Source organism: Aequitasia blattaphilus (assembly GCF_024721305.1).
Lineage (GTDB): Bacteria > Bacillota > Clostridia > Lachnospirales > Lachnospiraceae > Aequitasia > Aequitasia blattaphila.
On the sequence record NZ_JAMXOD010000001.1, the window covers coordinates 36310 to 60463 of the forward strand.

At 39.3% G+C, this 24154-nt stretch carries 22 protein-coding genes and 1 pseudogene; 14 read left to right on the forward strand and 9 right to left on the reverse strand.

The window, feature by feature from the left end; genetic code table 11:
- Positions 1-2: 2 nt before the first annotated feature.
- A complete protein-coding gene (locus NHH15_RS00170) occupies positions 3-317 on the reverse strand; it encodes a hypothetical protein (RefSeq protein WP_262064618.1) in 315 nt (104 codons plus the stop codon).
- A gap of 218 nt (positions 318-535) precedes the next feature.
- Here NHH15_RS00170 and trmB point away from each other — a divergent pair, with 218 nt between their 5' ends.
- Positions 536-1186: a tRNA (guanosine(46)-N7)-methyltransferase TrmB gene (trmB, locus tag NHH15_RS00175; protein ID WP_262064619.1), complete on the forward strand. Its 651-nt coding sequence runs from the start codon at positions 536-538 to the stop codon at positions 1184-1186.
- Between the two features lie 37 nt (positions 1187-1223).
- Here the strand turns inward: trmB and proC are convergent, their stop codons facing one another.
- The 3 genes from proC to NHH15_RS00190 are packed head-to-tail and all read right to left on the reverse strand — an operon-like array spanning position 1224 to position 3998.
- Entirely contained in the window at positions 1224-2021 is a 798-nt protein-coding gene (proC, locus tag NHH15_RS00180; protein WP_262064620.1) for a pyrroline-5-carboxylate reductase, read from the reverse strand.
- 3 nt (positions 2022-2024) lie between these two features.
- Positions 2025-2726, reverse strand: a complete 702-nt coding sequence (locus NHH15_RS00185) for an L-2-amino-thiazoline-4-carboxylic acid hydrolase (protein ID WP_262064621.1) — start codon at positions 2724-2726, stop codon at positions 2025-2027.
- 42 nt (positions 2727-2768) lie between these two features.
- Entirely contained in the window at positions 2769-3998 is a 1230-nt protein-coding gene (locus NHH15_RS00190; protein WP_262064622.1) for an amidohydrolase, read from the reverse strand.
- Positions 3999-4154: 156 nt separating this feature from the next.
- Between NHH15_RS00190 and NHH15_RS00195 the strand changes: the two genes are divergently transcribed.
- Entirely contained in the window at positions 4155-4964 is an 810-nt protein-coding gene (locus NHH15_RS00195; RefSeq protein ID WP_262064623.1) for a DUF6612 family protein, read from the forward strand.
- Here the strand turns inward: NHH15_RS00195 and NHH15_RS00200 are convergent.
- On the reverse strand, positions 4961-5836 hold the full coding sequence (locus NHH15_RS00200; RefSeq protein ID WP_262064624.1) for a polysaccharide deacetylase family protein: 876 nt from the start codon (positions 5834-5836) through the stop codon (positions 4961-4963). The genes NHH15_RS00195 and NHH15_RS00200 overlap by 4 nt on opposite strands.
- 98 nt (positions 5837-5934) lie before the next feature.
- On the opposite strand from NHH15_RS00200, the gene NHH15_RS00205 reads away from it, so the two are divergent.
- Complete coding sequence (locus NHH15_RS00205) at positions 5935-6822, forward strand: DMT family transporter (RefSeq protein ID WP_262064625.1); 888 nt, start codon at positions 5935-5937, stop codon at positions 6820-6822.
- Here NHH15_RS00205 and NHH15_RS00210 read toward each other — a convergent pair.
- The gene (locus NHH15_RS00210; RefSeq protein ID WP_262064626.1) at positions 6809-7882 is read right to left on the reverse strand and encodes a GGDEF domain-containing protein; all 1074 of its coding nucleotides are present in this window, start codon (positions 7880-7882) and stop codon (positions 6809-6811) included. The two genes, NHH15_RS00205 and NHH15_RS00210, sit on opposite strands and share 14 nt — an antisense overlap.
- Positions 7883-8002: 120 nt before the next feature.
- Here NHH15_RS00210 and NHH15_RS00215 point away from each other — a divergent pair, with 120 nt between their 5' ends.
- Complete coding sequence (locus NHH15_RS00215) at positions 8003-8776, forward strand: shikimate kinase (RefSeq protein WP_262064627.1); 774 nt, start codon at positions 8003-8005, stop codon at positions 8774-8776.
- Positions 8777-8807: 31 nt separating this feature from the next.
- Here the strand turns inward: NHH15_RS00215 and NHH15_RS00220 are convergent, their stop codons facing one another.
- The 3 genes from NHH15_RS00220 to NHH15_RS00230 all read right to left on the reverse strand — a co-directional run bounded on the left by NHH15_RS00220 (position 8808) and on the right by NHH15_RS00230 (position 12697).
- Entirely contained in the window at positions 8808-9695 is an 888-nt protein-coding gene (locus NHH15_RS00220; RefSeq protein ID WP_262064628.1) for a LysR family transcriptional regulator, read from the reverse strand.
- A 4-nt stretch (positions 9696-9699) separates the two neighbouring features.
- On the reverse strand, positions 9700-11700 hold the full coding sequence (locus tag NHH15_RS00225; RefSeq protein WP_262064629.1) for an NAD(P)/FAD-dependent oxidoreductase: 2001 nt from the start codon (positions 11698-11700) through the stop codon (positions 9700-9702).
- Between the two features lie 112 nt (positions 11701-11812).
- Complete coding sequence (locus tag NHH15_RS00230) at positions 11813-12697, reverse strand: LysR family transcriptional regulator (RefSeq protein WP_262064630.1); 885 nt, start codon at positions 12695-12697, stop codon at positions 11813-11815.
- Positions 12698-12897: 200 nt separating this feature from the next.
- Here NHH15_RS00230 and NHH15_RS00235 point away from each other — a divergent pair, with 200 nt between their 5' ends.
- The 10 genes and pseudogenes from NHH15_RS00235 (at position 12898) to NHH15_RS00280 (ending at position 24149) form a co-directional block, all read left to right on the forward strand.
- The gene (locus NHH15_RS00235) at positions 12898-13743 is read left to right on the forward strand and encodes a sugar phosphate isomerase/epimerase family protein (protein ID WP_262064631.1); all 846 of its coding nucleotides are present in this window, start codon (positions 12898-12900) and stop codon (positions 13741-13743) included.
- A 22-nt stretch (positions 13744-13765) separates the two neighbouring features.
- Positions 13766-15691: an NAD(P)/FAD-dependent oxidoreductase gene (locus tag NHH15_RS00240; RefSeq protein WP_262064632.1), complete on the forward strand. Its 1926-nt coding sequence runs from the start codon at positions 13766-13768 to the stop codon at positions 15689-15691.
- 21 nt (positions 15692-15712) lie between these two features.
- The gene (gene aroE / locus NHH15_RS00245) at positions 15713-16585 is read left to right on the forward strand and encodes a shikimate dehydrogenase (RefSeq protein ID WP_262064633.1); all 873 of its coding nucleotides are present in this window, start codon (positions 15713-15715) and stop codon (positions 16583-16585) included.
- Between the two features lie 24 nt (positions 16586-16609).
- Positions 16610-17890, forward strand: coding sequence for an MFS transporter (locus tag NHH15_RS00250; RefSeq protein ID WP_262064634.1), 1281 nt, complete (start codon positions 16610-16612; stop codon positions 17888-17890).
- A gap of 134 nt (positions 17891-18024) precedes the next feature.
- Positions 18025-18513, forward strand: a complete 489-nt coding sequence (locus NHH15_RS00255; RefSeq protein WP_262064635.1) for a TRAP transporter small permease — start codon at positions 18025-18027, stop codon at positions 18511-18513.
- Positions 18513-19805 (forward strand): TRAP transporter large permease, encoded by a 1293-nt coding sequence (locus NHH15_RS00260; protein ID WP_262064636.1) that lies wholly within the window; start codon positions 18513-18515, stop codon positions 19803-19805. The genes NHH15_RS00255 and NHH15_RS00260 overlap by 1 nt, the downstream gene beginning before the upstream one ends.
- A gap of 13 nt (positions 19806-19818) precedes the next feature.
- Positions 19819-20826 (forward strand): TRAP transporter substrate-binding protein, encoded by a 1008-nt coding sequence (locus tag NHH15_RS00265; RefSeq protein ID WP_262064637.1) that lies wholly within the window; start codon positions 19819-19821, stop codon positions 20824-20826.
- Positions 20827-21177: 351 nt separating this feature from the next.
- Positions 21178-21796: pseudogene (locus NHH15_RS00270) on the forward strand (D-lyxose/D-mannose family sugar isomerase).
- Between the two features lie 190 nt (positions 21797-21986).
- Positions 21987-23264 (forward strand): ABC transporter substrate-binding protein, encoded by a 1278-nt coding sequence (locus tag NHH15_RS00275; protein ID WP_262064638.1) that lies wholly within the window; start codon positions 21987-21989, stop codon positions 23262-23264.
- A complete protein-coding gene (locus tag NHH15_RS00280; protein WP_262064639.1) occupies positions 23265-24149 on the forward strand; it encodes a carbohydrate ABC transporter permease in 885 nt (294 codons plus the stop codon).
- Positions 24150-24154: the final 5 nt, after the last annotated feature.

Below are 24154 nucleotides of genomic sequence, written 5' to 3' on the forward strand. Positions count from 1 at the left end.
AATTATACCCCTGCCGTGATTCGATGAAGGATTTCACCTGCATACTTGCCGTGGTTCTCATCATAATCAGCGATTAATACATCGATGGTGTGCTGATTTTCTTTTTTTTGTTCTGCAAGTAAATCTGCCATCTTTTTTTCTGAATTTTGACGTATATCGCCAATTTCTTTTTTTAATTCGGCATCAAAATTACTGTCAAATTGATTTCGATTATTCTGAAGTGACTTTTCCACTTCGAATTTTTGTTCCTCAGCATGGCTTACAATAGCTTTTGCAGTGTTTTCGATTTCGGTTAATTTTTCAACTATGCTATCCATTGCGTGCCTCCCTTTCTTCATATTAAATACGGTACAGTCAATTCACTAACATATAATACACCATATAATAAAAAATACTATAGTAATTATACACCTATTTTGTAGGTATAGAATAGTTAAATTTAGCTAAATTAAATACGAAGAGGCAGTTATGACTTGACTTTTCGTTAATTTCTACATAGACTGGAAAAGATTAATCACATTGGAGGAAATTGATAATGAGACTCAGAAATATTCCCAGAGCCGACGAAGTACTTAAAGAGAACGAAAATGTAGTAAACAATCCACAAAAGAGAAAAGGGAAATGGAAGAAAGAGTTTGGAAATGAGAACCCTATAGAAGTGGAAATTGGAATGGGAAAAGGACGATTTATTTTAACCCACGCATCAAAAAATCCAGATAAGAACTATATTGGTATTGAACGATATTCCAGTGTGCTTTTACGAGGCGTGGAAAGTATAGAAGAATACGTAGAAAATCTCCGCCTTCTTTGCCAAAACGCAGTAGAATTAGAAGAACTCTTTGAGAAGGAGGAAATTGACCGTATCTACTTGAATTTTTCAGATCCATGGCCAAAGAAGCGACATGCAAGGAGACGCCTTACATCAAGAGAGTTTTTAAAACGGTATTATTGTATACTTAGAGAAGAAGGAGAACTGGAGTTTAAGACAGATAATAGGGATTTGTTTGAATTTTCCCTGGAAGAAATAAAGGAGTCAAAGGAATTTGAACTGTTAGAGCATACTTTTGACTTACACAATAACGAAGAGATGAATCAAGGAAACGTGATGACAGAATACGAAGAAAAATTTTCTGCCAAGGGAAACCCTATCCATAAGCTAATTGCAAGAAAAACAGCGCTGAAATGAGTGAAATCATAACAGCGCTTTTAAATTATATGGATATTTATAAAGATTTAGACTTTTCAGTAGCAGCAGTAACACAATCCATAACGGTGCCGCGAAACGCACCGTCTTCCAGAGCTTGAAGACCAGCCATTGTTGTACCGCCAGGGGAAGTAACCCCATCCTTTAAGACGCCAGGATGCATATCCTCATCTAAAATCATTTTTGCTGTTCCAAGACAGGTTTGTGCGGCTAAGCGGTAAGCGGTTTTTCTGGGAAGACCCATTTTTACAGCTCCATCAGCTAAAGCTTCAATGAAAACAGCGACATATGCAGGGCCTCCGCCACTTAGTCCGGTTACGACATCAATAAGAGATTCCGAAATCCATTCTACGACTCCGATAGAGGAGAAGATTTCTGCCACCTCTTTTTTGTCTTCCTCTGTGGCATTTTCATAGGGAGCTATTCCGTAGGCGCCTTCATTTACCAGAGCTGGAGTATTGGGCATAATACGAATCAGGCGTGGACGTACGTCCATCATTGCAAATAAGCGTTCACTTGTAATTCCAGCAACGATAGATAAAAATAATTTGTCCGCATCGATTTTACCGCAGTTTGCGAAAACATCTTCTGTATACTGGGGTTTTGTGGCCAAAAGAATGATATCTGCATTTTTAATTACTTCTGTATTATCCTTAGCCACATGAATTCCTAATTTTTTTGCACGGTCGGTTGCTTCAGAAGAAATGTCATAAGTAGAAATGTTTGATGCAGCAAGGACACCCTTTTTTAATGCACCTGTTATAATAGCACTGGCCATATTTCCAAACCCTATTACACCAATTTTTTTTGTAATCATTTTTTATTCTCCTTTGTATTTGCCTTTCAGGACGTCCAGGTATTCTTGTCCGAAAGTGTTTATATAATCTTTCTTTGCATTCTCAATAATCTCTGTGGCATCCTCCCCTAATTCCTTTTTCAGAGTACGACTAATGCTGTATAAAAGATGAGCTGTATGGAAATTAAAGTCCTTTATACAAGAATCGCCAAGAGCGGTCTTTTTTTCGTTTAAATAGATGAGCTCTTCATCTGTAATGGGATTTTGCCAGTCAAACTCACAACGCTGACCACCCCAGCTCATAGGCGGGGTAAGCTGTGTACAGACATTGTCGGGATTAAAGCCCTGATACCAAGCGTTATCAATATTGGAGCAATAATACTTTCCATATTCCATGAGATTGTGTTTTTCCCAAGCATCACACCAGGCACATTTGGCGATATAAGTCTGAAGAGTGGGGGTGGTTTGCATTCGACCAAAATCCATTTGGCCATCATAATCTGGCACCCATTCACCGTAGACTTGGCTCATGGCGGTACTTAAGTGATCTCCGTTTGCCAAGGCATTTCCAGCCATACGTGCACCCCGTTCTTTTCCATAGATGGTCATAGCCTTTAAAATAACTTTTTCGCCATCCTGTGGTCTTTTTTCAAATGTCCGTTTTGACAAATAGGCAAATAAAACAGCATGATGTTCAATTTTACAATTTATCTCTGTGGTTTCCATAATTCATATAGCTCCTTTCTGAATATTCGTAAGTCTATCATATCATATTTCTTTTTTTGCTTCATGGATTATTTCGGGATTTTGAATCAGTTTATAGGCGCCGTTACTCATTATCTTCGCTGCATAAATCATTCCCTTGTGTCCAATGCTCATACCTGCCTGGGCAGCGGCAGCAGGGTGATGAAGGGGAGTTCCTTTGCACATAGTTGCAGCACTAATGGTAATGGTTGGGATATCGTGGCTTATCTCAGAAACATCTGTTCCGATGGCGATTGGAACAGGGGAATCCTCTAAGGGCTCCAATCCTGTAAAAAGAGGAGAGGAAGCATTGGGATTTATCTCTTCAGAGATTTTTGCGGCAAAAGAGAGTTCTGCTTCGGTATAGGAGGGAACCTCCAGCTCCTTCATTACCTCAAAAAACAGGTGGTTTAGTGTGGAATTAAGCTTCATTTCTTTGCAATAGGAAACAAGTTCGATATCTACAGTGGTTCCAGTCATTAAGGCAGCACCTTGGGCACAGGCATCCACGCGTTTGCTTACTTCTTCCGTCAGAGCTCTTTTTGAAGACCGAATAAAGTAATTGGTTTTGGCATAGTCTGGGACAACATTCGCAGGGATTCTATTATCCAGATAAGCGTAATGCATGCGCACATCTGTGGGGACATGCTCCCGCAGATAATTTACACCAATATTCATCAGCTCTGCAGCGTCTAAAGCAGAACGACCCTTGTCAGGGTTCTTGGAGGCATGGGCACTAATGCCGTGAAATGTGTAATTCTTAATATCCTGAGACTGCCAGATATCATTGCTGATTCGGTTGCGGTCAAAGGGATGCCAGGTAATTGCGGTATCAATATCATTGAATAATCCAGCGTCTTTCATCTTTATTTTACCAGAGAGTATTTCCTCAGCAGGACAGCCGAAAACCTTTATCGTTCCTTTTAAATTTTCACGGATCATGCGATCCTTTAAATCACAGGCAGCACCGACAACGCCACTTCCAAGGAGGTTGTGTCCGCAAGCGTGTCCTAATTCTGGCAGAGCATCATATTCCGCAAGAAAGCCTAAAACAGGGGAACCCTCTCCCCAAGTGGCACAAAACGCTGTGTCAATATTAGCGACAGGAGCAGTAATTGCGAAGCCTTCTGATTCCAAGAAATGAATTAGGCACTGAGAGGATAAAACTTCCTGATAAGCCGTTTCAGGATGAGAAAAAATATATTCGGCAAGTTTGATAACAGATGAGGTGTGAGCATTTAGCCATTGATTCATGGGAAATCTCCTTTCGATTCGAATATCGTAATCTCACTATAATTAATTTTGAGAAGTACGTCAATGGATGAGAATGCCTATTTTAGCTAAAAAGGTATAATATAAGTAAGAAATAGTGTATAATGAATTGACGTTAAAAATAGGAGGAAATGAGAAATGAAAAAAATGAAACGAATGACAGGAGCAATATTGGTGATGATATTGACTCTTAGTGTTGCACTTGGAGGATGTGGAAAAAAGGCGACTCCAGAGAATTTATTTGGGGATATTGTTAAGAACTTTGAAAAAACAGAGTCTACTTCTTCTAATCTAAAGATTGAAATGGAAGTATCGGTAATGGGAATGTCTGGAACAGTAGGAATGGATATGGATATTGATACGATAACCAAACCTTACGCATGTAAAATCTTGGGAACAGTAGATGCGGATATGGCAGGTGAGAACATGTCGATGGACATGGAAGTGTATCAGGTTGAAGAGAAGGAGAAGCTCATGACCTATCTCTATACAGATGGATTATGGGATACATCAGAAGAAGACATTGAGGATAAGACCGATATGGCAAATCCACAGGCGTATCTGGCGCTCCAAAAGGATGCGGAGAAATTCACCTTGGAGGAAGAAAGTTCAAAGGTAAATGGGAAAGAATGCTTCCGTTTAAAAGGAGAAATTAGCGGAGAAAATCTTTTTGCTCTGATTGATGGAGAGCTGATGGATTCCATGGGAGCAGGCGAGCTTATAGATATGGATGAGATTAAAAGCGAAAGTTTCCCATGCACAATTGATATTTATAAAGATAAAATCCTTCCGGCAGCTCTATCCTTTGATATGAAGAACATGATGAACGGGATAGAGGGCGCGGATTCCTATGGCATGGAAATTGATAAATATCTGATGACTCTTACGATGAATGAATACAATAGCGTTAAGAAAATTGAGGTTCCGAAGGAAGCATTGGAGAACTAATTATTTACTCCATGATGAGGGGCATAGCTTTCACGGTCAAGAGCCTTAAAGACATAGCCGAGATTTTGGTAATGCTCAATAATGCGGGGAAGAGCCTCTACAGTTGTTTGCTTTGCTGCAGAGTCATGGGATAAAAGAACAATATTATTCTCAACACCAGTAGTTGCTTGGGCAACCAGCTGATCAGCAGAGCGAACGGCTCCATCACCAGAGCTTACATTCCAATCGTAGTATTGGTAGCCCTGGGCTTGCACTTCTTGAACTAAAGCAGACATAATTCCGTGAGTATAGGATGCGGAAATGGTATTGGATGAGCCGCCAGGGAAACGAATAAAGCATGGTACATATCCAATTTCTTCTTTTACGAGATTTCCTATGGCATCCAAGTCGGCAAAATAGGCATCAACGGAAGAATATACAGAGGGATAGTCATGGGAATAGGTGTGCAAAGCAATGGTATGCCCTTTGTCATACGTTTCTTTAATCATGTGGCGGTGCTCAGGCATGGCACCTGTTACAAAAAAGGTGGCCTTTACCTTGTAGCGGTCCAAAATATCTAAGACGGATTGTGTATTTTGGGAGGGACCATCATCTAAAGTTAAATAGACAACCTTTTCATCTGTCGGAGTAAGTGAACCGGCAGGAATTTCCGGATTTACAGCGAAGCTGGAGCGATCGGGAAGAATGGCCTTAGGCTCTTTGTCTTTCAGATGAAGAGCCTTTGTTTTATGTGGCACTTCTTTTGAAGGCTTTGCCTCATTTTTGGGGAACAACCTATAGGTAGCGAGAACGCATAAAAGACAGATCACTGCAATTGGGATTAACAGATAGCTGCTTTTTCTGTTTTTTCTTTTTCTTCTTCGTTTTGACATAGAAACCTCTTTTCCATTCATTTAGTACTTTTATTATTATAGCGAAAAAAAGTATGCTATACTAGCCCTTGAAGAGAAAAAAGGAGTCTAAAAAGGGAATGGAAAAAAGAGAACATGCAAGAGGAACGGCGCTTGCAATTATTGGTGGAGTATTCTGGGGATTCTCAGGGGTTTGTGGTCAATATTTATTTCAGGAAAAGTACCTTACTGCAAAGTGGCTGGTATGTGTACGGCTTTTAATAGCAGGAGGAATTTTACTATTTACAGTATATCGGAAGCAAGGAAGGAATATGTTTTTGATATGGAAGAATAAAAAAGATGCTGTTGCACTGTTGCTGTTTGCAATTTTTGGTATGGCAGCATGTCAGCTCACTTATTTCTCAGCAGTAGAGACTTCTAATGCGGGAACTGCAACGGTGATTCAGTATACGGCACCTATTTTGATTATGGCTTATACTTCTTACATCAAAAAAAGGCTTCCAACGAAGCTGGAAGCTTTGGCACTGATTATGGCGGTAGGGGGAACCTTTATTCTGGCAACGGGGGGAGATATTAAAACGATGGTGCTTTCGAAGGAAGCGCTCCTTTGGGGAATTGGCTCTTCGATAGCAATGGCTCTATACAATTTAATTCCAACCTCAATTATGCCAAAATACGGTACCTTTTGTGTGGTAGGGTATGGAATGCTGATAGGGGGAATTCTTTTAAGCCTGTTTGTGCATCCATGGAACATCGTGGGACACTGGGATGGAGGAACCTTTGCTGCATTGATAATTGTAATTATTATTGGAACTTTACTCTCTTTTGCATGCTATATGGAAGGGGTTCGAATCATAGGTCCGGAAAAAGCCAGCCTTTTTGCGGCAGTTGAGCCAGTAACAGCAACTATTGCGGTGGTGGTATTTATGCATGTTGCCTTTGGTGTTACCGATATTTTAGGTCTTGTTTGCATAATTGGAGCCGTATTTCTCCTTACAAAAGCTTAAAATCCTTATAATAAACTTGATTTTTGCCTCTATGTTTTGCTTCATAGAGGCATTTGTCTGCCCTGTCCAGAATAGAAGACATCGTATCTTCAGGTCTTGAAAGTGCAACACCTATGCTGACAGAAATCTGAATATTATTGCGAAACTTTAATGAGTGAACTGCTTTCCGCCCACGTTCGGCAATGTCAAGAGCTTCTTTAAGCTCAATGTTGTGGAGAATTACAACGAACTCTTCACCACCAAATCGAGTTAATACATCGTAAGGTCTTAATGTGCGTTGGATAGCAGCGGCAAATTCAACGAGCACAATATCGCCGAAACCATGGCCATAGGTATCGTTTATTTTTTTGAAATCATCTAAATCAAAGAGCAAAACACTCAAGGTTTTGTTGTTTTCTTTACAGGAAGATAACTCTGTTTCCAGGAACCAATCCAGATAGCGGCGATTGTATACCTTGGTCAAAGCATCCCTCTTAGACAATTCTTCTAATTGTTCATTTGTCGAAGTGAAGGCGTTACTTATGGAAGCGCTCATAATAGAAAGTCCAGCCAGGGATAGAATAAGAGCTACTAGCAGGTCTAAGAGTTTATCAAAGGGGGTATTGTGGGCAATAATCAGGGAAGGGTTAAAGTACTGAATTAAAATGCAGACCACCCATTCGAATATATTGGCTCCGACTAGAAATATCCGGATTTTTCCTCTAAATGTAATGGAAACCAGAAAAAATGCAAGAGGTGCAAAAAAAAGTGCTGTTCCATCATATCCTGCTGTTTGGAAAAAGAGGAAGGGAATATAGATAAAAGAAACGATTAATAATACAGGGTAATAAGTTTTCAAACGCGTACTTCTGGACATAAAAAGTAAGAGGGTGGACAAGGCAATAAAAGTCCATTGGAAAATAATTCCAAGTAACCCCTTTCCAAGTAATGTATTTGTTGTGGCAGAAAGGATTGATATAAAATAGCTTTCTAACAAAAATATCATATAAACCCGATATTCCAAGGGCTGATTTTTATCCAGTATATTATCATAAAAATAGGTTTTGACTCTTTTTAGCATGGCGGTTACCTCATTCATTTACGGTTGATATATAATAAGATTATACCTTAATATTCTTCCACAAAAAAGGAAAATGTGCTAGAATGGTTCAAATTGACAAAAGATTAGGGAGTGAATAAAATGAACGAGATTGAAAAATGTCGAGAAGAACTGGATTTGTGTGATGATCAGATTTTTGAGCTGTTATTGAAAAGAAATGCAATTGTAGAAGAATTAATGGTTTATAAAGAAGCAAGGCAGATTCCGATTTTTCAACCGGAACAGGAAGAACGAAAAAACAAGAAATGGCAAGCCAAGCTGGAAGGGAAAAAGCACCCGGAAGAAATTATGGGGATTATGAACCGTATCATCAGAACCAGCAAGAGAATACAGGCCAGAAAATTATTTTCACATAACATTGTACTAATCGGCTTTATGGGAGCAGGTAAAAGTACCATATCAGAATTCCTGAGCACTATGTTTGCCATGAAGATAGTGGAAATGGATCAAGTAATTGCTGAACGGGAAGAAATGAGCATCCCAGATATATTTGCAACTTATGGGGAAGAGTACTTTAGAAACTTAGAGACCAAACTTCTGATTGAGCTTCAGGAAGAAAAGAACACCATTATTTCCTGTGGAGGCGGTGTGGCAATGCGCAAGGAAAATGTGGTAGAGATGAAGAAGAACGGAAAGGTTGTGCTTCTAACGGCACAACCGGAAACCATTTTAGAGAGGGTAAAGGATAGTGATGAAAGACCTCTTTTGAATGGAAATAAAAATATCGAGTTTATCCGGGAGCTGATTGGGAAAAGGCGTGAGAAGTATGAAGAGGCAGCAGATGTTATTCTTCATACAGACAATAAGACCATTATGGCAATTTGTGAAGAGCTGATTGAGAAGCTGACGGAATAGAGAAAAATAAGTGCGCTCCATTTGGAGGCACTTATTTTTCTATGCTCATACTTTGTATAAAATCAATAAATTGGTTGGTAACCGGAGAGTGATATTTTTCCTTCATATAAGCGAGATAGATAAAGCGCTGATAATTTTCCTCTTCCAATTGGCGGATTGTTACAGGAAAAGAGTTTAACATCGGAATTTCCGGCATAATAGCAAACCCAAAGCCTTCGGAAACCAAACCTGCAATTGAGGAATCTTCACCAATCTCATAGGCAATGTCAGGAACTATGTTTGCGGATTGGTAAAGCTCCTCGATAGTCGGGCGGAGACCACTTGATTTGGTAAAAGTAATAAGAGGTTCTTCCTTTAAATCATGAAGGCACAGTTTCTTTTTCTCACCAAGTGGATGGTTCTGGGGAAGTACCACGACGAGCTTTTCACGTATGAAGGGGACAAAGATGATATCGTCCCGTAATCGTTCTTTGGAGCAAAAAGCAACATCATAAAGTTCTGATTGAAGCCCTTTAATGATATCTGTAGAATTACCAACAGAAAATTGAAAAGAAACATCATAGTTGCTATTTTGTGTTAAAAAGTTTCGCACAAGCTTGGGTGCAAGAGAACTTCCTAAAGTATAGATATATGCGAGATTGATACTTCCGGAGTTTTCTCCTGCCATTGCCTGAATCTTACGTTTTCCGGCATCGAGTGACTGAACACAGTTCTTTGCATAATCAAGGAAAAGATAACCATATTTTGTCAGGGATATATTGCGTCCTTTTTTTTGGAATAGCTTCACCTGTAATTCATTTTCAATTGAGTGAATCGCATGGCTTAAATTGGGTTGACTGACACCCAATTGATCCGAAGCCTTTGTATAGTGTTCCAGCTCCGCTAAAGTAATGAAGTAATGCAAATGGTGTGTATTCATATTTTTATAGATAACCTTCTCTTTCTAATATGTTTAAAATATTTCGACCTTCATGAACACCTTCAATAATTCGTCTTGCCCGTACACTGTCTCCAATGTTGGAAAGAGTAACATCCTCACCGAAAGCAAGGGCAAGAGAATCATAAACTGGTGAGTATGCTTTCATACCCAAGCAGACAAAGCCATAATCAAAGTCTAAATCTTGTGTGGTACCATCAGGATTTTTTACAGAAAAGGCAGAGTCCTTAACCTCTAAGAGAGCGGTATTGGTCAGTTGCGTCACATTATTGTCTGTCATCATTGTTGTCATCTGTACTTTCGATACAGGATCCAAACCATTTCCAATGATTGGCATCATCTCAACGATGCTTACATCAGCCCCTCTTGGTGCAAAAAATTCTACCACATCAAGTCCTACTGCGCCGCCGCCGATTACCACGATCTTCTTTCCTGTCAGGTCATCACCATAGCAATCAATATTTTCAATCATATGGGTGATAGAAGCTACTTTTCCACCGGGCTGATTCATACGCTCATGGAGTCCCTTGATTGGCGGCAGAAGTGGCGTGGAGCCAGTTGCATTGACAATAATGTCAGGATGAAGATTTTGAATAAAGGATACAGTAGGCTCTGTTTCAGTAAATATACTTAGGTTCTTCAAATTCTTCGCTCTTTGAATCATATAGTTTGGAAAATCAGCCAAACGTTTCTTTTCCGGAATCTTCGAGATCTGAAGGGCAAGTCCGCCAAGTTCTTTTTCCTTTTCAATGAGGAAGGTCTGACAGCCAACCTCGGCAGCAGTACAAGCGGCTTCCAGTCCAGCAGTTCCACCACCAATAATCACAACGTTACAAGGTTTTGACACATTTTGCTTTTTGTATACTTCCCCAGAAAGTGTAGAGGGGTTTACAGTACAGCGAATGGGGCGGTTGTTTCCAATTCGATTACCGGCACATCCAATATTACAGGAAATACATTTACGTATCGTTGAGACATTTCCTTTAGCTGTTTTATTTACCCAGTCAGGATCGGCAATGAGTCCGCGTCCAATTCCGATTAAGTCCGCATCTCCTCGCGCAAGAATATCCTCAGCAGCCTTTGGATCACGAACATTCCCCATAGCCATGCAAGGCTTATTGAACTTTGCCTTTACGGCCTTCGCCATGTAAGAACGCCATCCATCTTCGTAGTAACTGGCGTCAATTTGTTTGTGTATCGATCCATTAAGCCCGGCAGATACATCAAATATATCTACCTCTTCACCGATAAATTCAAGGTACTTTAAGGTATCCTCCAGGGTGTTTCCACCGGCTAAAAATTCATCCGCACTGACACGCATGATAATGGGGAAGCCGGGACCGACTTGAGAGCGAACTTCTTCTACAACCATCTTTGCAAAGCGGGAACGATTTTCAATAGAACCACCAAATTCATCCTCTCTTTTATTGGTAAGAGGGGATAGAAATTGGCTGATTAAATAAGAGTGTCCAGCATGAATTTCCACAGAATCAAAACCGGCAATTTGAGCACGTCTCGCAGCCTGGCCATATTTTTTGACAATTTCCTGGATTTCCTCTTTCAGAAGAGGACGTGGGAGCTCGCCGCCGTCTTTAGAGGGAATGTTGGATGCAGATACTGGCTGCATCCCTGTTCGTGATGACATTGCAGATGCACCGGCATGGTTAATCTGTACAGCAATACAGGCGCCATGGTTGTGTACGCTTTCCGTAAGCTTATAGAGCTGAGGCAAAAAACTATCGTGATCAATACGAATCTGGGTGGTCCCATTTGAGCCTAGCGGATAATCGATGCCAATATTTTCAACGATAATCAGACCAGTGCCTCCTCTCGCCCGTAGTTCGTAGTAATGAATATGATCGTTGCTGATTTCGCCACTCTGAGACCCGTAATTCGTTCCCATAGGTGTCATGACGATTCTGTTTTTTAAGGTCATATTTCGAACTTGAAGGGGCTCAAAAATATGGCCAAAGTCTGATTTGTTCATTGTGTATCCTCCTAATTTACATTTTTTAACTTTGTTAATTTTATGTTAAAGGAAGAAAAACAATAAAACAAATTGGTAAATATAGGCAAATCCATAAATAAAATTTATGGATTTATTGAGCATTGTCCAGAATGTACTGTTTAAAAGCTTGAGCGGCAGGAGCAACGTAAGTGTTTTTTAAGGTGGCAATATAGAAGTTTCGTTCCCATACTGGAGAGATAAGAGGGATTGCTTTTATATCCATATGACTTAATAAGGGCATGTTGGGAATAACTGCGATTCCAAAACCATGGGATACAAATCCGGCAACCACTTGATCTTCTTCGATTTCATACGCAATCTCAGGAAAATGTCCAATACTGCGGAACAGTTTATCAATAATGGATCGAAGACCACTTCGCTTGCGAAAGAAAATATGTGGATAGGGAAGAGTTTCTTCTAAATGAATGCTTGTCTGGTCTGCAAGGGGATGGTTACTGGGAACAGCAACGACTAAATCCTGTTTTGAAAAGGGGGTAAAGTCGATGAGAGGTTCATTCTCCATTTTTGAACAGAGCACAAGGTCATAAACTCTATCTTTAAGTCCAGTTAACAAATCCGGGGTCAAACCATTATCACCGGATATGTGAAAGTCAATGTTTGAATTGGGATTCTGATCTAAAAAGCCCTTGATGAGTCGAGGGACTAAATCAGAGCCTAAAGTTCGAAGAAAGCCAATCTCAATCACACCTTCACCTTTTCCAACAAGCTTTAAATTGTTAATACTAGAATCTAATATGCGCAAAGATGCCTCTACCTCTAAGAGAAAGCTTCGTCCGCATTTTGTTAAAGCGATGTTTCGACCAGCTTTTTCGAATAGTTTTACACCCAATTCTTCTTCAATGGAAGAAATGGCATGGCTTAAGCTTGGTTGAGTTATCATTAGTTGTTCAGCGGCTTTTGTATAGTGTTCCAGATGAGCTAAAGCGACAAAGTAACGTAAATGATATAGGTTCATACGGGCTCCTTTCATAATATATTCTTAAAATTTGGTATGATTGTACCATGACCTATTAGAAAAATCTATGAATTCCGACAAGAATATCAATTTGTTTTTTATTTAACGACCCAATATAATTATTTTAATAACAAATGCAACAAGATTGGACGAATATTCGAAAAAAAATGTTCAATTTTTACAATGGAAGGAGAATTGATATGTCAAAAAAATATCCAATAACAATAAGTTCATGGACATTAGGAGATCAATGTAAATTTGAGGAGCGGGTAATAGCAGCGAAAGAAGCAGGTTTTGAAGGAATCGGATTAAGAGCAGAAACCTATGTGGATGCCTTGAATGAAGGATTGTTTGATGAAGATATCATGGAAATACTTAAAAAGCATGATATGAAGGTTACCGAGGTAGAGTATATTGTACAGTGGGCAGATGACAACAGAACATACGAACAAAAATACAAAGAGCAAATGTGTTTCCATATGTGTGAATTGTTTGGTGTTAACCATATCAATTGCGGGTTGATGGAAGACTATACAGTTGAACATACTGCACAGAAACTGAAAGAGTTATGCCAAAGAGCAGGTAAATATACAATTGGTGTAGAGCCAATGCCATACAGTGGAATCCCGAATATGAAAAAAGGATGGGATGTTGTGAAAATGGCAGATTGTGAAAATGCAAAATTGATTTTAGATACATGGCACTGGGTAAGAGCAAACCAACCGATAGATCTTGAGGTGATAAAAGACATACCTGCTGATAAAATTGTGTCCGTTCAGATTAATGACGTATGGGACAGAGCATATGCAGAAGCTATTTTGAGAGATGAGTCAATGCATGACCGCTTAGCACCAGGTACAGGAATTGGTTCCACTGCGCCGTTCTTAAAAATGATTAAGGAAAAAGGAATTGAGCCAAAGGCAGTAGGAGTTGAAGTAATCAGTGATGCTATTTTAGCAACTGGTGTAAAAGAGGCTGCAAAGCATAATTTTGAAAATGCGAAGAAAGTAATCAACGAAGTTTGGCCGGAATTGTTAGACGCATAGAAAGAGAAGTGAGGTAAGATTTATGAAATTTGAAAAAATGTATGAGTCGATTCAAATCGGACCAATGACGGTAAAGAACAGGTACGTTGTTCCCCCTATGGGAAACAATTTTGCCAATACAGATGGAACATTAAGTGATCAGTCTAAAGCTTACTATACAAAAAGAGCAAAAGGTGGATTTGGGCTTATTACGATAGAAGCAACTGTTGTTCACCCGGGGGCAAAGGGGGGACCAAGAAAACCTTGTCTTTATGACGATTCAACAATTGAAAGCTTTAAAAAAGTAATAGACTCTTGTCATAATGAAGGAGCAAAAATTTCCATTCAGTTACAGAATGCAGGTCCGGAAGGAAATGCAAAGAATGCAGGAGCCCCCATCAAGGCGGCATCTGCAATCCCTTCTGTAGCAGGAAAAGATACACCGGAAGCTTTGACAACAGAGGAGATATATGAATTAGCCAAAGGATACGGCGCCGCTGCAAAGCGTGCTATGCTCGCAGGAGCGGATGCAGTGGAAATCCATATGGCTCATGGATATTTAGTGAATACCTTCTTATCTCCAAGAACGAATAAAAGAGTGGATGAGTTTGGTGGAAATCTTGAAAATCGTTTAAGATTCCCGAAACTGATTATTGAAGAAATCAAAAAAGAAACCGAGGGGAAAATTGCAGTTCTTGCTCGTATTAATAGTACAGAGGATATCCTTGGCGGAATGGATGTTAATGATAATGCCACTTTAGCAGTCTGTCTGGAGTCTTATGGTATTGATGGACTTCATGTATCAAGAGCAGTACATATTAAAGACGAGTATATGTGGGCACCTACAGCAATTCATGCAGGATTTTCATCTGATTTAGTGAAGAAGATTAAGGACATGGTTTCTATACCAGTTATCACAGTTGGACGTCATACAGAGCCTTATTTTGCAGAAATGATGGTGCGAAAAGGAATGGCAGATCTTGTAGCATTTGGAAGACAGAGTCTTGCAGATCCTGAACTACCCAATAAGGCAAAAGAAGGACGGCTGGAAGATTTAAACCCATGTATTGCCTGTCTGCAGGGATGTGTGGCAAATATGTATAAAGGTGAACCAATTTGCTGTCTTGTAAATCCAGAGCTTGGACATGAGTCGGATGAGGTGACAAAAGCAGGGGAAGCAAAGAAGGTTATGGTTATTGGTGGTGGTGTTGCCGGATTATGTGCAGCATATACTGCAGCGGAAAAAGGTCACGATGTTACTTTGTATGAGGCATCAGATGTTTTAGGTGGAAATATGCGACTTGCAGCTTATCCTCCTGGAAAGGGAGATATCGCCAATATGATTCGCAGCTACATAAAAAGAGCAGAGAAGGCTGGCGTGAAAATATTAATGAATACAGAGGCAACTCTGGATACAGTAAAAGAGGAAAAACCAGATTCTGTCATTGTTTCTACTGGATCAAAGACATTAATTCTCCCAATAAAAGGAATTGAGGATCCGGCAATTATCCATGGCTCAGACCTTTTAGATGGAAAAACAGCAGCCGGAAAGAAGGTTCTTGTAGTTGGAGGCGGAATGGTTGGTTGTGAAACTGCGGCCTTCCTGGGAGAGCAAGAGCATGATGTGACAGTAATTGAGTTTAGAGATACCGTTGGAGCGGATGTAATTCACGAGCATAGGGTATTTCTGATGGAAGATTTTAAACAGTATGGCATTAATGAAATTACAGGTGCAAAGGTATGTGAGTTCTTCACAGATGGCGTAGCTTATGAGACCAGTGACGGAGTAAAGCATGAGACGAGAGGTTACGATTCAGTTGTGCTCTCTATGGGCTTTAGAAACTATAATCCATTTGCAGAAAAGCTAGAGGAAATGGGTGAAAATGTATTCGTTGTAGGGGATGCAACAAGGGCAAGAAGAGCCTTAGATGCGACGAAAGAAGCGTATGAAGCGGCAGTACAAATATAGAAAATGCGGGGAAATATAATTATGGAAAAGAGAATTACGGGAAGAACAGGTTTACTGGCATTGTTTGGAAGTCCGGTAGGCCACTCCGGATCACCAGCAATGTATAACTTTAGTTTTCAGCATGGAGGACTTGATTATGCTTATATGGCATTTGACATCAAAGAAGACCAGATGGAAGAGGCACTAAAGTCAGTTAAGCTTCTAAATATGAGAGGCTGTAATGTAACAATGCCTTGTAAAAACATCGCAGCAAAGCTTGTGGACGAGATTTCACCGGCAGCAAGAATTATTGGAGCCTGCAATACCATTGTGAATGACAATGGAACCCTGGTTGGACATATCACAGACGGAACCGGATTTGTACGAAATCTGGAAGAAGAGGGTGTGGACATAAAGGATAAAAAGCTTGTGGTTCTTGGTGCAGGCGGTGCCGGAACAGCACTTCAGGTTCAGTGTGCTTTAGATGGAGCAAAAGAGATTGCGATTTTTAATGTAAAGGATGCATTCTTTGAAAGAGCGTTGGATACCGCAAAGAAGATTGAAAAAGAAGCACCCAATTGTGTAGTGCATGTTTATGACATTGAGGACAAAGGATTGCTAGCAAAGGAAATTGAAAGTGCAGATATATTAGTGAACTCTACCATGATAGGTATGAAACCTTATCAAGACAGATCTCTGGTAGAAAAAGAATGGTTAAGAAAGGATTTGGTTGTGGCAGATACAATCTATAATCCGGAAAAAACAAAATTAATCCTGGAAGCTGAGGAAATAGGCTGTAAGGCAATCGGTGGAAAAGGAATGCTTTTGTGGCAGGGAGCGGCAGCTTATCAGCTTTATACCGGTCAGGAAATGCCAACAAAAGAATATCAGGAGTTTCAACGAAGCCAGATATAGAACAGAGTTAAAAGGAGAAGAGGAATGAAAGAGAAAAAGTATATATTATCATTAGTAGTAGTTTATCTGTGCTATTTTACCCATGGTATGCAGGCAATTATTCTACAGCAGAATAAGGCGAATTTCTTTACACAGTGGGGATATACAGATGAAGTATTAGGGGCTGCCGCTGTATCATTGGTGGTAACAGCTACCGGATTTGGTAAGCTTTTAACCGTATGGATTGGTGGAGAAATATCCGATAAAATCGGGCGTAAGGTTATGGCAGTTGCAGGTGGAGTTTTATACGTAATCTGTTTTGCATTACTTTATTTTTCCACAAGCTTTACCGCAGCTTGTGTGGCTGGGTTTTTAATGGGAGTTGCAACATCAGGTTTTTGGGATGCATCTTTATATCCAGCTGTTCAGGAAGCAGTACCGAAGTATTCGGGTTCCGCACTGGTTGGAATCAAGTTGTTTGTGTCTATATCCGGAATTATATATCCGCTATTGGTTGTGTATTTCGCAGACCAGGGCAATTGGAAAATCAATATTTTGATTCCACTTGTATTGTCAATTGTATGTGTTGTTGTGTCAGTAATTGCACGTTTTGCTTATGATGATGAGCTAAAGACTGTAGATAAAAAATCAGTAACGGATAAGAAGAAATTTGTGGATCCAGAGGTGGAGAAGGCAAAAGCAAGACAGCTTGTGCCTCCAAACACTATGGTACAGATTATTACAATGGCATATGGTTTCTTATGTATGTTTATTATGTTCGGTGCACAACAGTATACAAAGGCATTTGGTATGAATAGTCGTGGACTTTCGGAAATGCAGGCAGCAGGATTGACATCTATTTATACAGCAGGATCTATTGTTGCAGTTATCTTTTGGGCGATTATGATGGGAAAATTGAAATGGAATCCACTCAAGGTTGTTTTGATTGATTCGATTTTCACAGCAGTAGCCTTAGTGATTACATTATTGGTACAAAACGTTATGGTTGTTTATGTTGCCATTGCTCTCTTAGGCTTCTTTGCGGCAGGTGGAGCTCTTCAGACAGGATTGGGTGTACGACAGCTCTTTTGTCCTGGCCCAAAGGGGAGAAATACAGGAATCTATTATACATTTATGAGTCTGGCAAGTTGTTTCCTTCCCTACATTGTATCAGCAATGACAAAATCAATTGGAGAAGCAGCAGCAGTAAATACGATGATGGGATTGTTGTTAGCAGCAGCAGTAATCTGTATTCTTGCAATGAGCTATCTTGTGGTACAGCATAAGAAAATGTACGGAGTAAGTGCTCTTAAGAAGGCAGAATAGTAAGAAATAATGTGGGGAGACTGTCGCAGGTACAATACCTTCGGCAGCTCTCTTTACTATTGAAGAAGAAATATACTTTTTTGTCTTTTTAAGTTAAAATAATAACAAAGTGATTTCAGGAGGTGGAACTTATAGTGAAAGTGATAAAATGGCTGGATAAGCATTTGGAGGAAGGAATATTACTGGTATTCTTAATATTAATGGTTGTAATAATGGGCATACAGGTAATTGCCAGATACCTTTTTTCGGCATCCTTATCATGGTCAGAGGAATTAACCCGCTATTTGTTTGTCTGCTCTGGATTTTTAAGTGCAAGCTATTGCATAAAACATAGTTTATCCATAAAAATTATACAGCTTATTGAATTATTACCGGAAAAGCTGATGCATATCTCTAAGCTCATCAGCTATACAATTCAAATGTTCTTCTTTGCTTATTTAACACCCTTTGCAGTTAAATTTGTAGTATCTGCCATTGAAAGTGGGCAAAGAACGGCTGCGATAGGTCTTCCTATGTGGATTGTGGAATCCTCTACAGTGCTTTGCTGTATTCTTTCCGTAATTAGATTGCTGCAAAAATGGGTGGAAAGAGTAAAATTAATGAAGGGTAGGTCGGGGAAATAATGTCATCAGGAATTGTAATGCTTTTATTTGTAGTTTGTTTATTAATTGCAATCCCCATTTCTACTTCTTTGGGAATTGCGTCTATATTACCAGGACTTTTTGATTCCTCATTTACGGCAAGTGCAACGTACGTTATCCGCTCAATGTTTGGAGGGCTGGACAGTTTTCCACTTTTAGCAGTGCCGATGTTTATTTTATCTGGACTTGTTATGGCAAGAGGAGGAATTTCAAAAAGACTATTTGATTTGTTTTCCTACTTTTTGGGAAAAAGAACAGCTGGATTGCCTTGCGCAGTAGTGGTAACCTGTCTGTTTTATGGGGCGATTTCCGGCTCAGGAATTGCCACAACGGCAGCAGTAGGAAGTATGACTATACCCATTCTGGTAAATCTGGGATATGATCGGAAGTTCTGTACAGCATTAGTAGCAGTAGCAGGAAGCTTAGGAATTATTATTCCGCCAAGTATTCCCTTTATTATGTATAGCATGTCCTCTAACGTATCGGTGAGTGATATTTTTATTGCAGGGATTATTCCAGGAGTTTTGATTGGTGGAATGCTCATGGTTTACACCTTTATTTATTGTAAGAAAAATGGTGAGGATAAGGAAAAGATTAATGAAGAAATTGGAAAGCTTCATGAAAAGGGATTATTTAGTATTTTCAAAAGCAGCTTTTGGGCATTGCTATCACCAGTAATTATCCTGGGATGTATTTATGCAGGGATTACTTCTCCTACAGAGGCAGCAGTTATTTCGGTAATCTATTCTTTAGTCATCAGTGTCTTTGTGTATAAATCCATCAAGCCGAAAGAAATCATGGGTATCTTTATTGAAGGACTGCGTACGTATGCTCCAATTCTTTTTATCTTGGCGGCATCAACTGCATTTTCAAGGGTATTGACTCTTATGCAGGTACCTCAAAGTATCAGTGGTTGGATTATGAGTCATTTTAACAGCTATGTTTTGATTATTTTGGTGATTAATGTATTTCTTCTTATTGTGGGTATGGTTATGGATACTACGCCAGCAATATTGATATTAACTCCCATTTTACTTCCTATTGTAGAAAGCTTTGGAATGGATCCCATTCATTTTGGAATTATGATGACGGTAAATTTAGCCATTGGTTTTGTTACGCCACCGATAGGTGTAAACCTGTTTGTCGCCAGCTCGATTACGGATATACCTGTAATGGAAATAGCAAAAAGAGCGATGCCGATTATTGGCTTTTTTATCCTTGCATTGCTTCTCATTGCTTTTATCCCAGAAATCAGCCTTGTTTTACTGAATTAGTTAAGGAGACTTTATGAATAGACGAAAAATAATTGGAATTCTAGGAGTGATTTCTCTGTTAGGAGGAATACTGATGGGATGCCAGAAAATAGGAGAAGCGGAAGAACAGCGCTACGCCTGGCCCCTAGCAACAGCCAGCACAGAGGATACCGTTACCCATGTATTTGCTACAACCTTTGCTGAGGAGGTAGAGCGTTTAAGTGATGGAGAGATGAAGATTACCGTGTATCCCCAAAGTACTTTAGGAGTGGACCGGGAGCTTTTAGAAAGCTGTAAGGATGGGGATATTCCTTTTATGGTACAATCACCAGCGACCCAGGTAACCTTTATGAAGGGGCTTTGTATCTTTGATACACCTTGTATCTTTGAAAATACAGAAGAAATCCGAGCGGCGATTGACCAGCCAGAGTTTCAGAGTCTGATACAAGATATTTATGTGGATTCAGGTTATCGTCTTTTGGGAATTTCGGATCAAAACTTTCGTGTAATGACCTCCAATAAACCATTTATAGGCATGGAAAGCTTTAAGGGGCAAAAAATCCGGACGATGGAGAACCCTTATCATCTTCAGTTTTGGAAAGAGGTAAAGGCAAATCCAACGCCCATGACCTTTAGTGAGGTATATATAGGGTTGCAGCAGGGTACAATTGATGCCCAGGAAAATGCATATACATTAATTGATAGTGCTAAAATATATGAACAGCAGACGTACTTAATTGAGACGGATGTTGTCCCAGATTATACAACCCTGATTATCAGCGAGGATTTTTTTCAAGAGCGAACGGAAGATGAGAAAGAAATTTTAATTGAAGCGGGGAGATTTGCCCAGGAAAAGACAAGAGAAGCTTCGGATGAAAGATGTGCGGCAAAGAAGGAAGAGCTGCAAGAAAAAGGAATGACTCTTGTACCTGTGGATGAGGAAACAAGGGAAGAAATGCGAGAGGCTAGCAAGCCAGTATATGAAAGCATTAAAAAGGTAGCAGGAGAAGAATTATTTCATTACTATACGGGTATGAATTAAATTGTTAAAAAAATAACCAAATGGGTAGTGCCTCTTACGTTTTGTGGATTATAATACATCTATAACGTAAGGGGGTGACCGTATGGAAATAGTAACTGTAGAGTGCCCTACATGTAGAAAGGTTCATGACGTAAACCCAAATACAGATTTCTTTTGTGTTGGATGCTACAATCATTTCTTTGTTTACAAAGAGGGCAAAACTGTTCAAGTAAATGACATACACAAAAATAGAAAATCACACCAATGAATGAAGGAAAAGAGAAACTCAAAAAATTTGGGTTTCTTTTTTTGCGTGAATAGGATACCATAAAAGCAAATATTGGAAGAGACGTTAATAAAAAGGAGTTCAAGATGAAGCGTTCAGAAATCAATAATGCATTAAAAGACATGGAAAAATTAGTGAAGGACAACGGGTTTAATCTTCCACCTTTTTGCAATTTTACTCCTCAGGAGTGGGAAGAAAAGGGAGAAGAGTATGATGAAGTAAGAGATAATATGCTGGGCTGGGATATTACGGACTATGGTGAAGGTCGTTTTGAGGAGCTATGCAGAAAAGTTGCTTATGCTAAAAGAAGGACAGCATTCTCCAATGCATTTTCACTGGGTAAAGAGTGAGGATATTATTAATAGAGGTGGTGGAACGCTGATTATCCATGTCTATAACGATAAAGACGGTGAATTAGATAATACGGATGTGTTAGTAAATTCAGACGGACGCTCTTACTACGTTCCAGCAGGAACAGGAGTAGAATTAAAGCCAGGAGAAAGTATTACTTTGTGGCCTCATCAATACCATGATTTTGATATTAAGCCTGGAACCGGTGATGTACTCATTGGTGAGGTTTCTATGTCCAATGACGATAATACAGATAATCGATTCTATGAAGAGCTGGGACGTTTTCCAACAATCGAAGAGGATGAGGAACCATACAGACTCCTTTGTAATGAATATCCCACAGGTAAGAAGTAGGTTTATTTTTAACCAAAGAGCAAAAGTTTATCTTTTGCTCTTTTTTAACATTTAGACTCATAAAAACAACAAAAATGTATAACACATACAAAAGAAAATGGATATAATGACTCATATAAGACATAAGTGCACAAATGTTTTTGGATTTGGAAACTGATTTTAAACAATATACACAAAACGGAGGCATCGTATGAGAAAGAGAATTATATCAATGATATTAGTTTTAACATTGTTACTGTTAACCGTTGTAGGATGTACAAATTCAAAAGATACGAAAACGGGAGAGACATCCACCAAAAAGAAAAGTATTACTCTTGCGATATGGGATAAAGTTCAGGAGCCTGGAATTCGTAAAATATGTGATGATTTCACAGAAAAAACAGGCATTAAAGTGGATATTCAGATTACGCCTTGGGATCAGTACTGGACAATGCTAGAGGCTGGGGCTACAGGCGGTTCTTTGCCAGATGTTTTCTGGATGCATGTACGGGAAATAGAAAAATATGCAAGGGCAGACATGCTTTTAGATTTGTCATCGCGAATTGAACAAAGTAGTGAAATTTCTTTGGACAACTATTTTGAAGATGTAACAGCAGTGTATCAGTATGATGGAAAACAATATGCAATACCAAAGGATATAGATACTATAGCACTTTGGTATAATAAAACACATTTTGATGAGGCAGGTATTTCTTATCCAGATGATACATGGACATGGGAAGATTTAAAAACAGCAGCGGAAACATTGTCTAATGACGAGCATAAAGGATTTGGATCTCGAATAAAGAACTATCAAGAAAGCTGGTATAACCTAGTGTATGGAAATGGTGGATTTATTATTAATGAGGGTAAAACAAAGTCGGGATTTGACGATCCGAAGACGGTAGAATCCATTGAATATTTTGTAAACCTTGTAAAAGATGGATCATCACCAGACAATACAGTTACAGCAGAAACGGACTTAATTGCACTATTTGAATCTGGGGCAATATCTATGTCATTGATGGGGTCATGGACAGCAGGAGAACTTACTGGAAATGACTACGTAAAGGAAAATTGCGCAGTAGCATCTATTCCTATGACTGAGGATGGAACAAGAGTTTCCATTTACAATGGCTTAGGCTACGCGGCGGCAGAAAATACGGAGAATGAAGAGGAAGCTTGGGCTCTGATCGAATATCTTGGCTCAAAAGAAGCACAGGAAAAACAGGCTGAATATGGGGTGACACTTTCTGCATATCAAGGAGCGTCAGAAAAATGGGCAAGCCATGCAGAGGGATTTGATCTTTCACCTTATATTGATGTTATGGAAGATACTTTAGTTTTTTACCCTCATTCTACGAACACAACAGCTTGGGAAGATATGGCAATGGAATCTTTAGTAGAAGCTTGGAATGGAACGAAGAGTACAAAGGATGTTTGTGCAGAAATTGCAGGAAAAATGAATACTTTACTTGAGGAAGAATAAATGAAAAAAGCGAATCGGAACGAATTTATATGGGGATGGCTATTTATATTACCTACGATGATAGGGCTCCTAGTGCTTAATATCATACCGATTTTTCAAACCATTTATCAAAGTTTTTTTAAGACAGGTGATTTTGGAAAAGGAAATATATTTATCGGATTAGATAATTATAGCAGATTGATACAGGATGATGCTGTATGGCAATCATTGATTAATACAATCAAATATGCAGTTATTGAAGTTCCTTTTTCTGTAATTATAGGCCTGCTTGCAGCAGTGTTGCTAAACCGTAAGATGAGAGGGCGTACAGTATTTAGAACAATCTTCTTTCTCCCTATGGTTATGGCACCAGCGGCAGTTGCAATGGTGTGGAGGTGGATGTATAATTCGAAATTTGGTTTACTGAATTTTTTGCTAGGTAAGATAGGACTTGGTCCAGTGAATTGGATTTCTGATCCGAAAATCGCAATTATATCTATTGCTGTAGTTGGAATATGGTCTGTTATTGGATACAATATGATTTTATTTTTAGCAGGTTTACAGGAAATCCCACGAGATTATTATGAGGCGGCTGAAATCGATGGGGCAAGCCCTGTTCGTCAATTTTTTCAGATTACTATTCCGCTGATTTCACCAACCATGTTTTTCGTCTGTATTACAAGGGTGATTGCTGCATTTCAAATTTTTGATTTGGTTTTTATGATGATGGATACAACAAATTCAGCACTACCAAAGGCACAGACTCTTTCGTATCTCTTTTATAAGTATTCGTTTATGCAAAATAATAAGGGATATGGGTCTGCGATTGTAATCTTGCTTCTGGCACTTATATTGGTGATTACCTTTGTACAGATGAAGATTGAAAAGCATGTTAATTATGAGTAGAAAAG

Excerpts from the sequence above, each read along its gene's own strand:
- NHH15_RS00210 (WP_262064626.1), bottom strand. The coding sequence starts at position 7,882 with ATGCTAAAAAGAGTCAAAACCTATTTTTATGATAATATACTGGATAAA.
- proC (WP_262064620.1), bottom strand. The coding sequence starts at position 2,021 with ATGATTACAAAAAAAATTGGTGTAATAGGGTTTGGAAATATGGCCAGT.
- NHH15_RS00225 (WP_262064629.1), bottom strand. The coding sequence starts at position 11,700 with ATGAACAAATCAGACTTTGGCCATATTTTTGAGCCCCTTCAAGTTCGA.
- NHH15_RS00260 (WP_262064636.1), top strand. The coding sequence starts at position 18,513 with ATGTCATCAGGAATTGTAATGCTTTTATTTGTAGTTTGTTTATTAATT.
- NHH15_RS00265 (WP_262064637.1), top strand. The coding sequence starts at position 19,819 with ATGAATAGACGAAAAATAATTGGAATTCTAGGAGTGATTTCTCTGTTA.
- NHH15_RS00190 (WP_262064622.1), bottom strand. The coding sequence starts at position 3,998 with ATGAATCAATGGCTAAATGCTCACACCTCATCTGTTATCAAACTTGCC.
- trmB (WP_262064619.1), top strand. The coding sequence starts at position 536 with ATGAGACTCAGAAATATTCCCAGAGCCGACGAAGTACTTAAAGAGAAC.
- NHH15_RS00230 (WP_262064630.1), bottom strand. The coding sequence starts at position 12,697 with ATGAACCTATATCATTTACGTTACTTTGTCGCTTTAGCTCATCTGGAA.
- aroE (WP_262064633.1), top strand. The coding sequence starts at position 15,713 with ATGGAAAAGAGAATTACGGGAAGAACAGGTTTACTGGCATTGTTTGGA.
- NHH15_RS00250 (WP_262064634.1), top strand. The coding sequence starts at position 16,610 with ATGAAAGAGAAAAAGTATATATTATCATTAGTAGTAGTTTATCTGTGC.
- NHH15_RS00170 (WP_262064618.1), bottom strand. The coding sequence starts at position 317 with ATGGATAGCATAGTTGAAAAATTAACCGAAATCGAAAACACTGCAAAA.
- NHH15_RS00240 (WP_262064632.1), top strand. The coding sequence starts at position 13,766 with ATGAAATTTGAAAAAATGTATGAGTCGATTCAAATCGGACCAATGACG.
- NHH15_RS00275 (WP_262064638.1), top strand. The coding sequence starts at position 21,987 with ATGAGAAAGAGAATTATATCAATGATATTAGTTTTAACATTGTTACTG.
- NHH15_RS00200 (WP_262064624.1), bottom strand. The coding sequence starts at position 5,836 with ATGTCAAAACGAAGAAGAAAAAGAAAAAACAGAAAAAGCAGCTATCTG.
- NHH15_RS00220 (WP_262064628.1), bottom strand. The coding sequence starts at position 9,695 with ATGAATACACACCATTTGCATTACTTCATTACTTTAGCGGAGCTGGAA.
- NHH15_RS00205 (WP_262064625.1), top strand. The coding sequence starts at position 5,935 with ATGGAAAAAAGAGAACATGCAAGAGGAACGGCGCTTGCAATTATTGGT.
- NHH15_RS00215 (WP_262064627.1), top strand. The coding sequence starts at position 8,003 with ATGAACGAGATTGAAAAATGTCGAGAAGAACTGGATTTGTGTGATGAT.
- NHH15_RS00195 (WP_262064623.1), top strand. The coding sequence starts at position 4,155 with ATGAAAAAAATGAAACGAATGACAGGAGCAATATTGGTGATGATATTG.
- NHH15_RS00280 (WP_262064639.1), top strand. The coding sequence starts at position 23,265 with ATGAAAAAAGCGAATCGGAACGAATTTATATGGGGATGGCTATTTATA.
- NHH15_RS00235 (WP_262064631.1), top strand. The coding sequence starts at position 12,898 with ATGTCAAAAAAATATCCAATAACAATAAGTTCATGGACATTAGGAGAT.
- NHH15_RS00185 (WP_262064621.1), bottom strand. The coding sequence starts at position 2,726 with ATGGAAACCACAGAGATAAATTGTAAAATTGAACATCATGCTGTTTTA.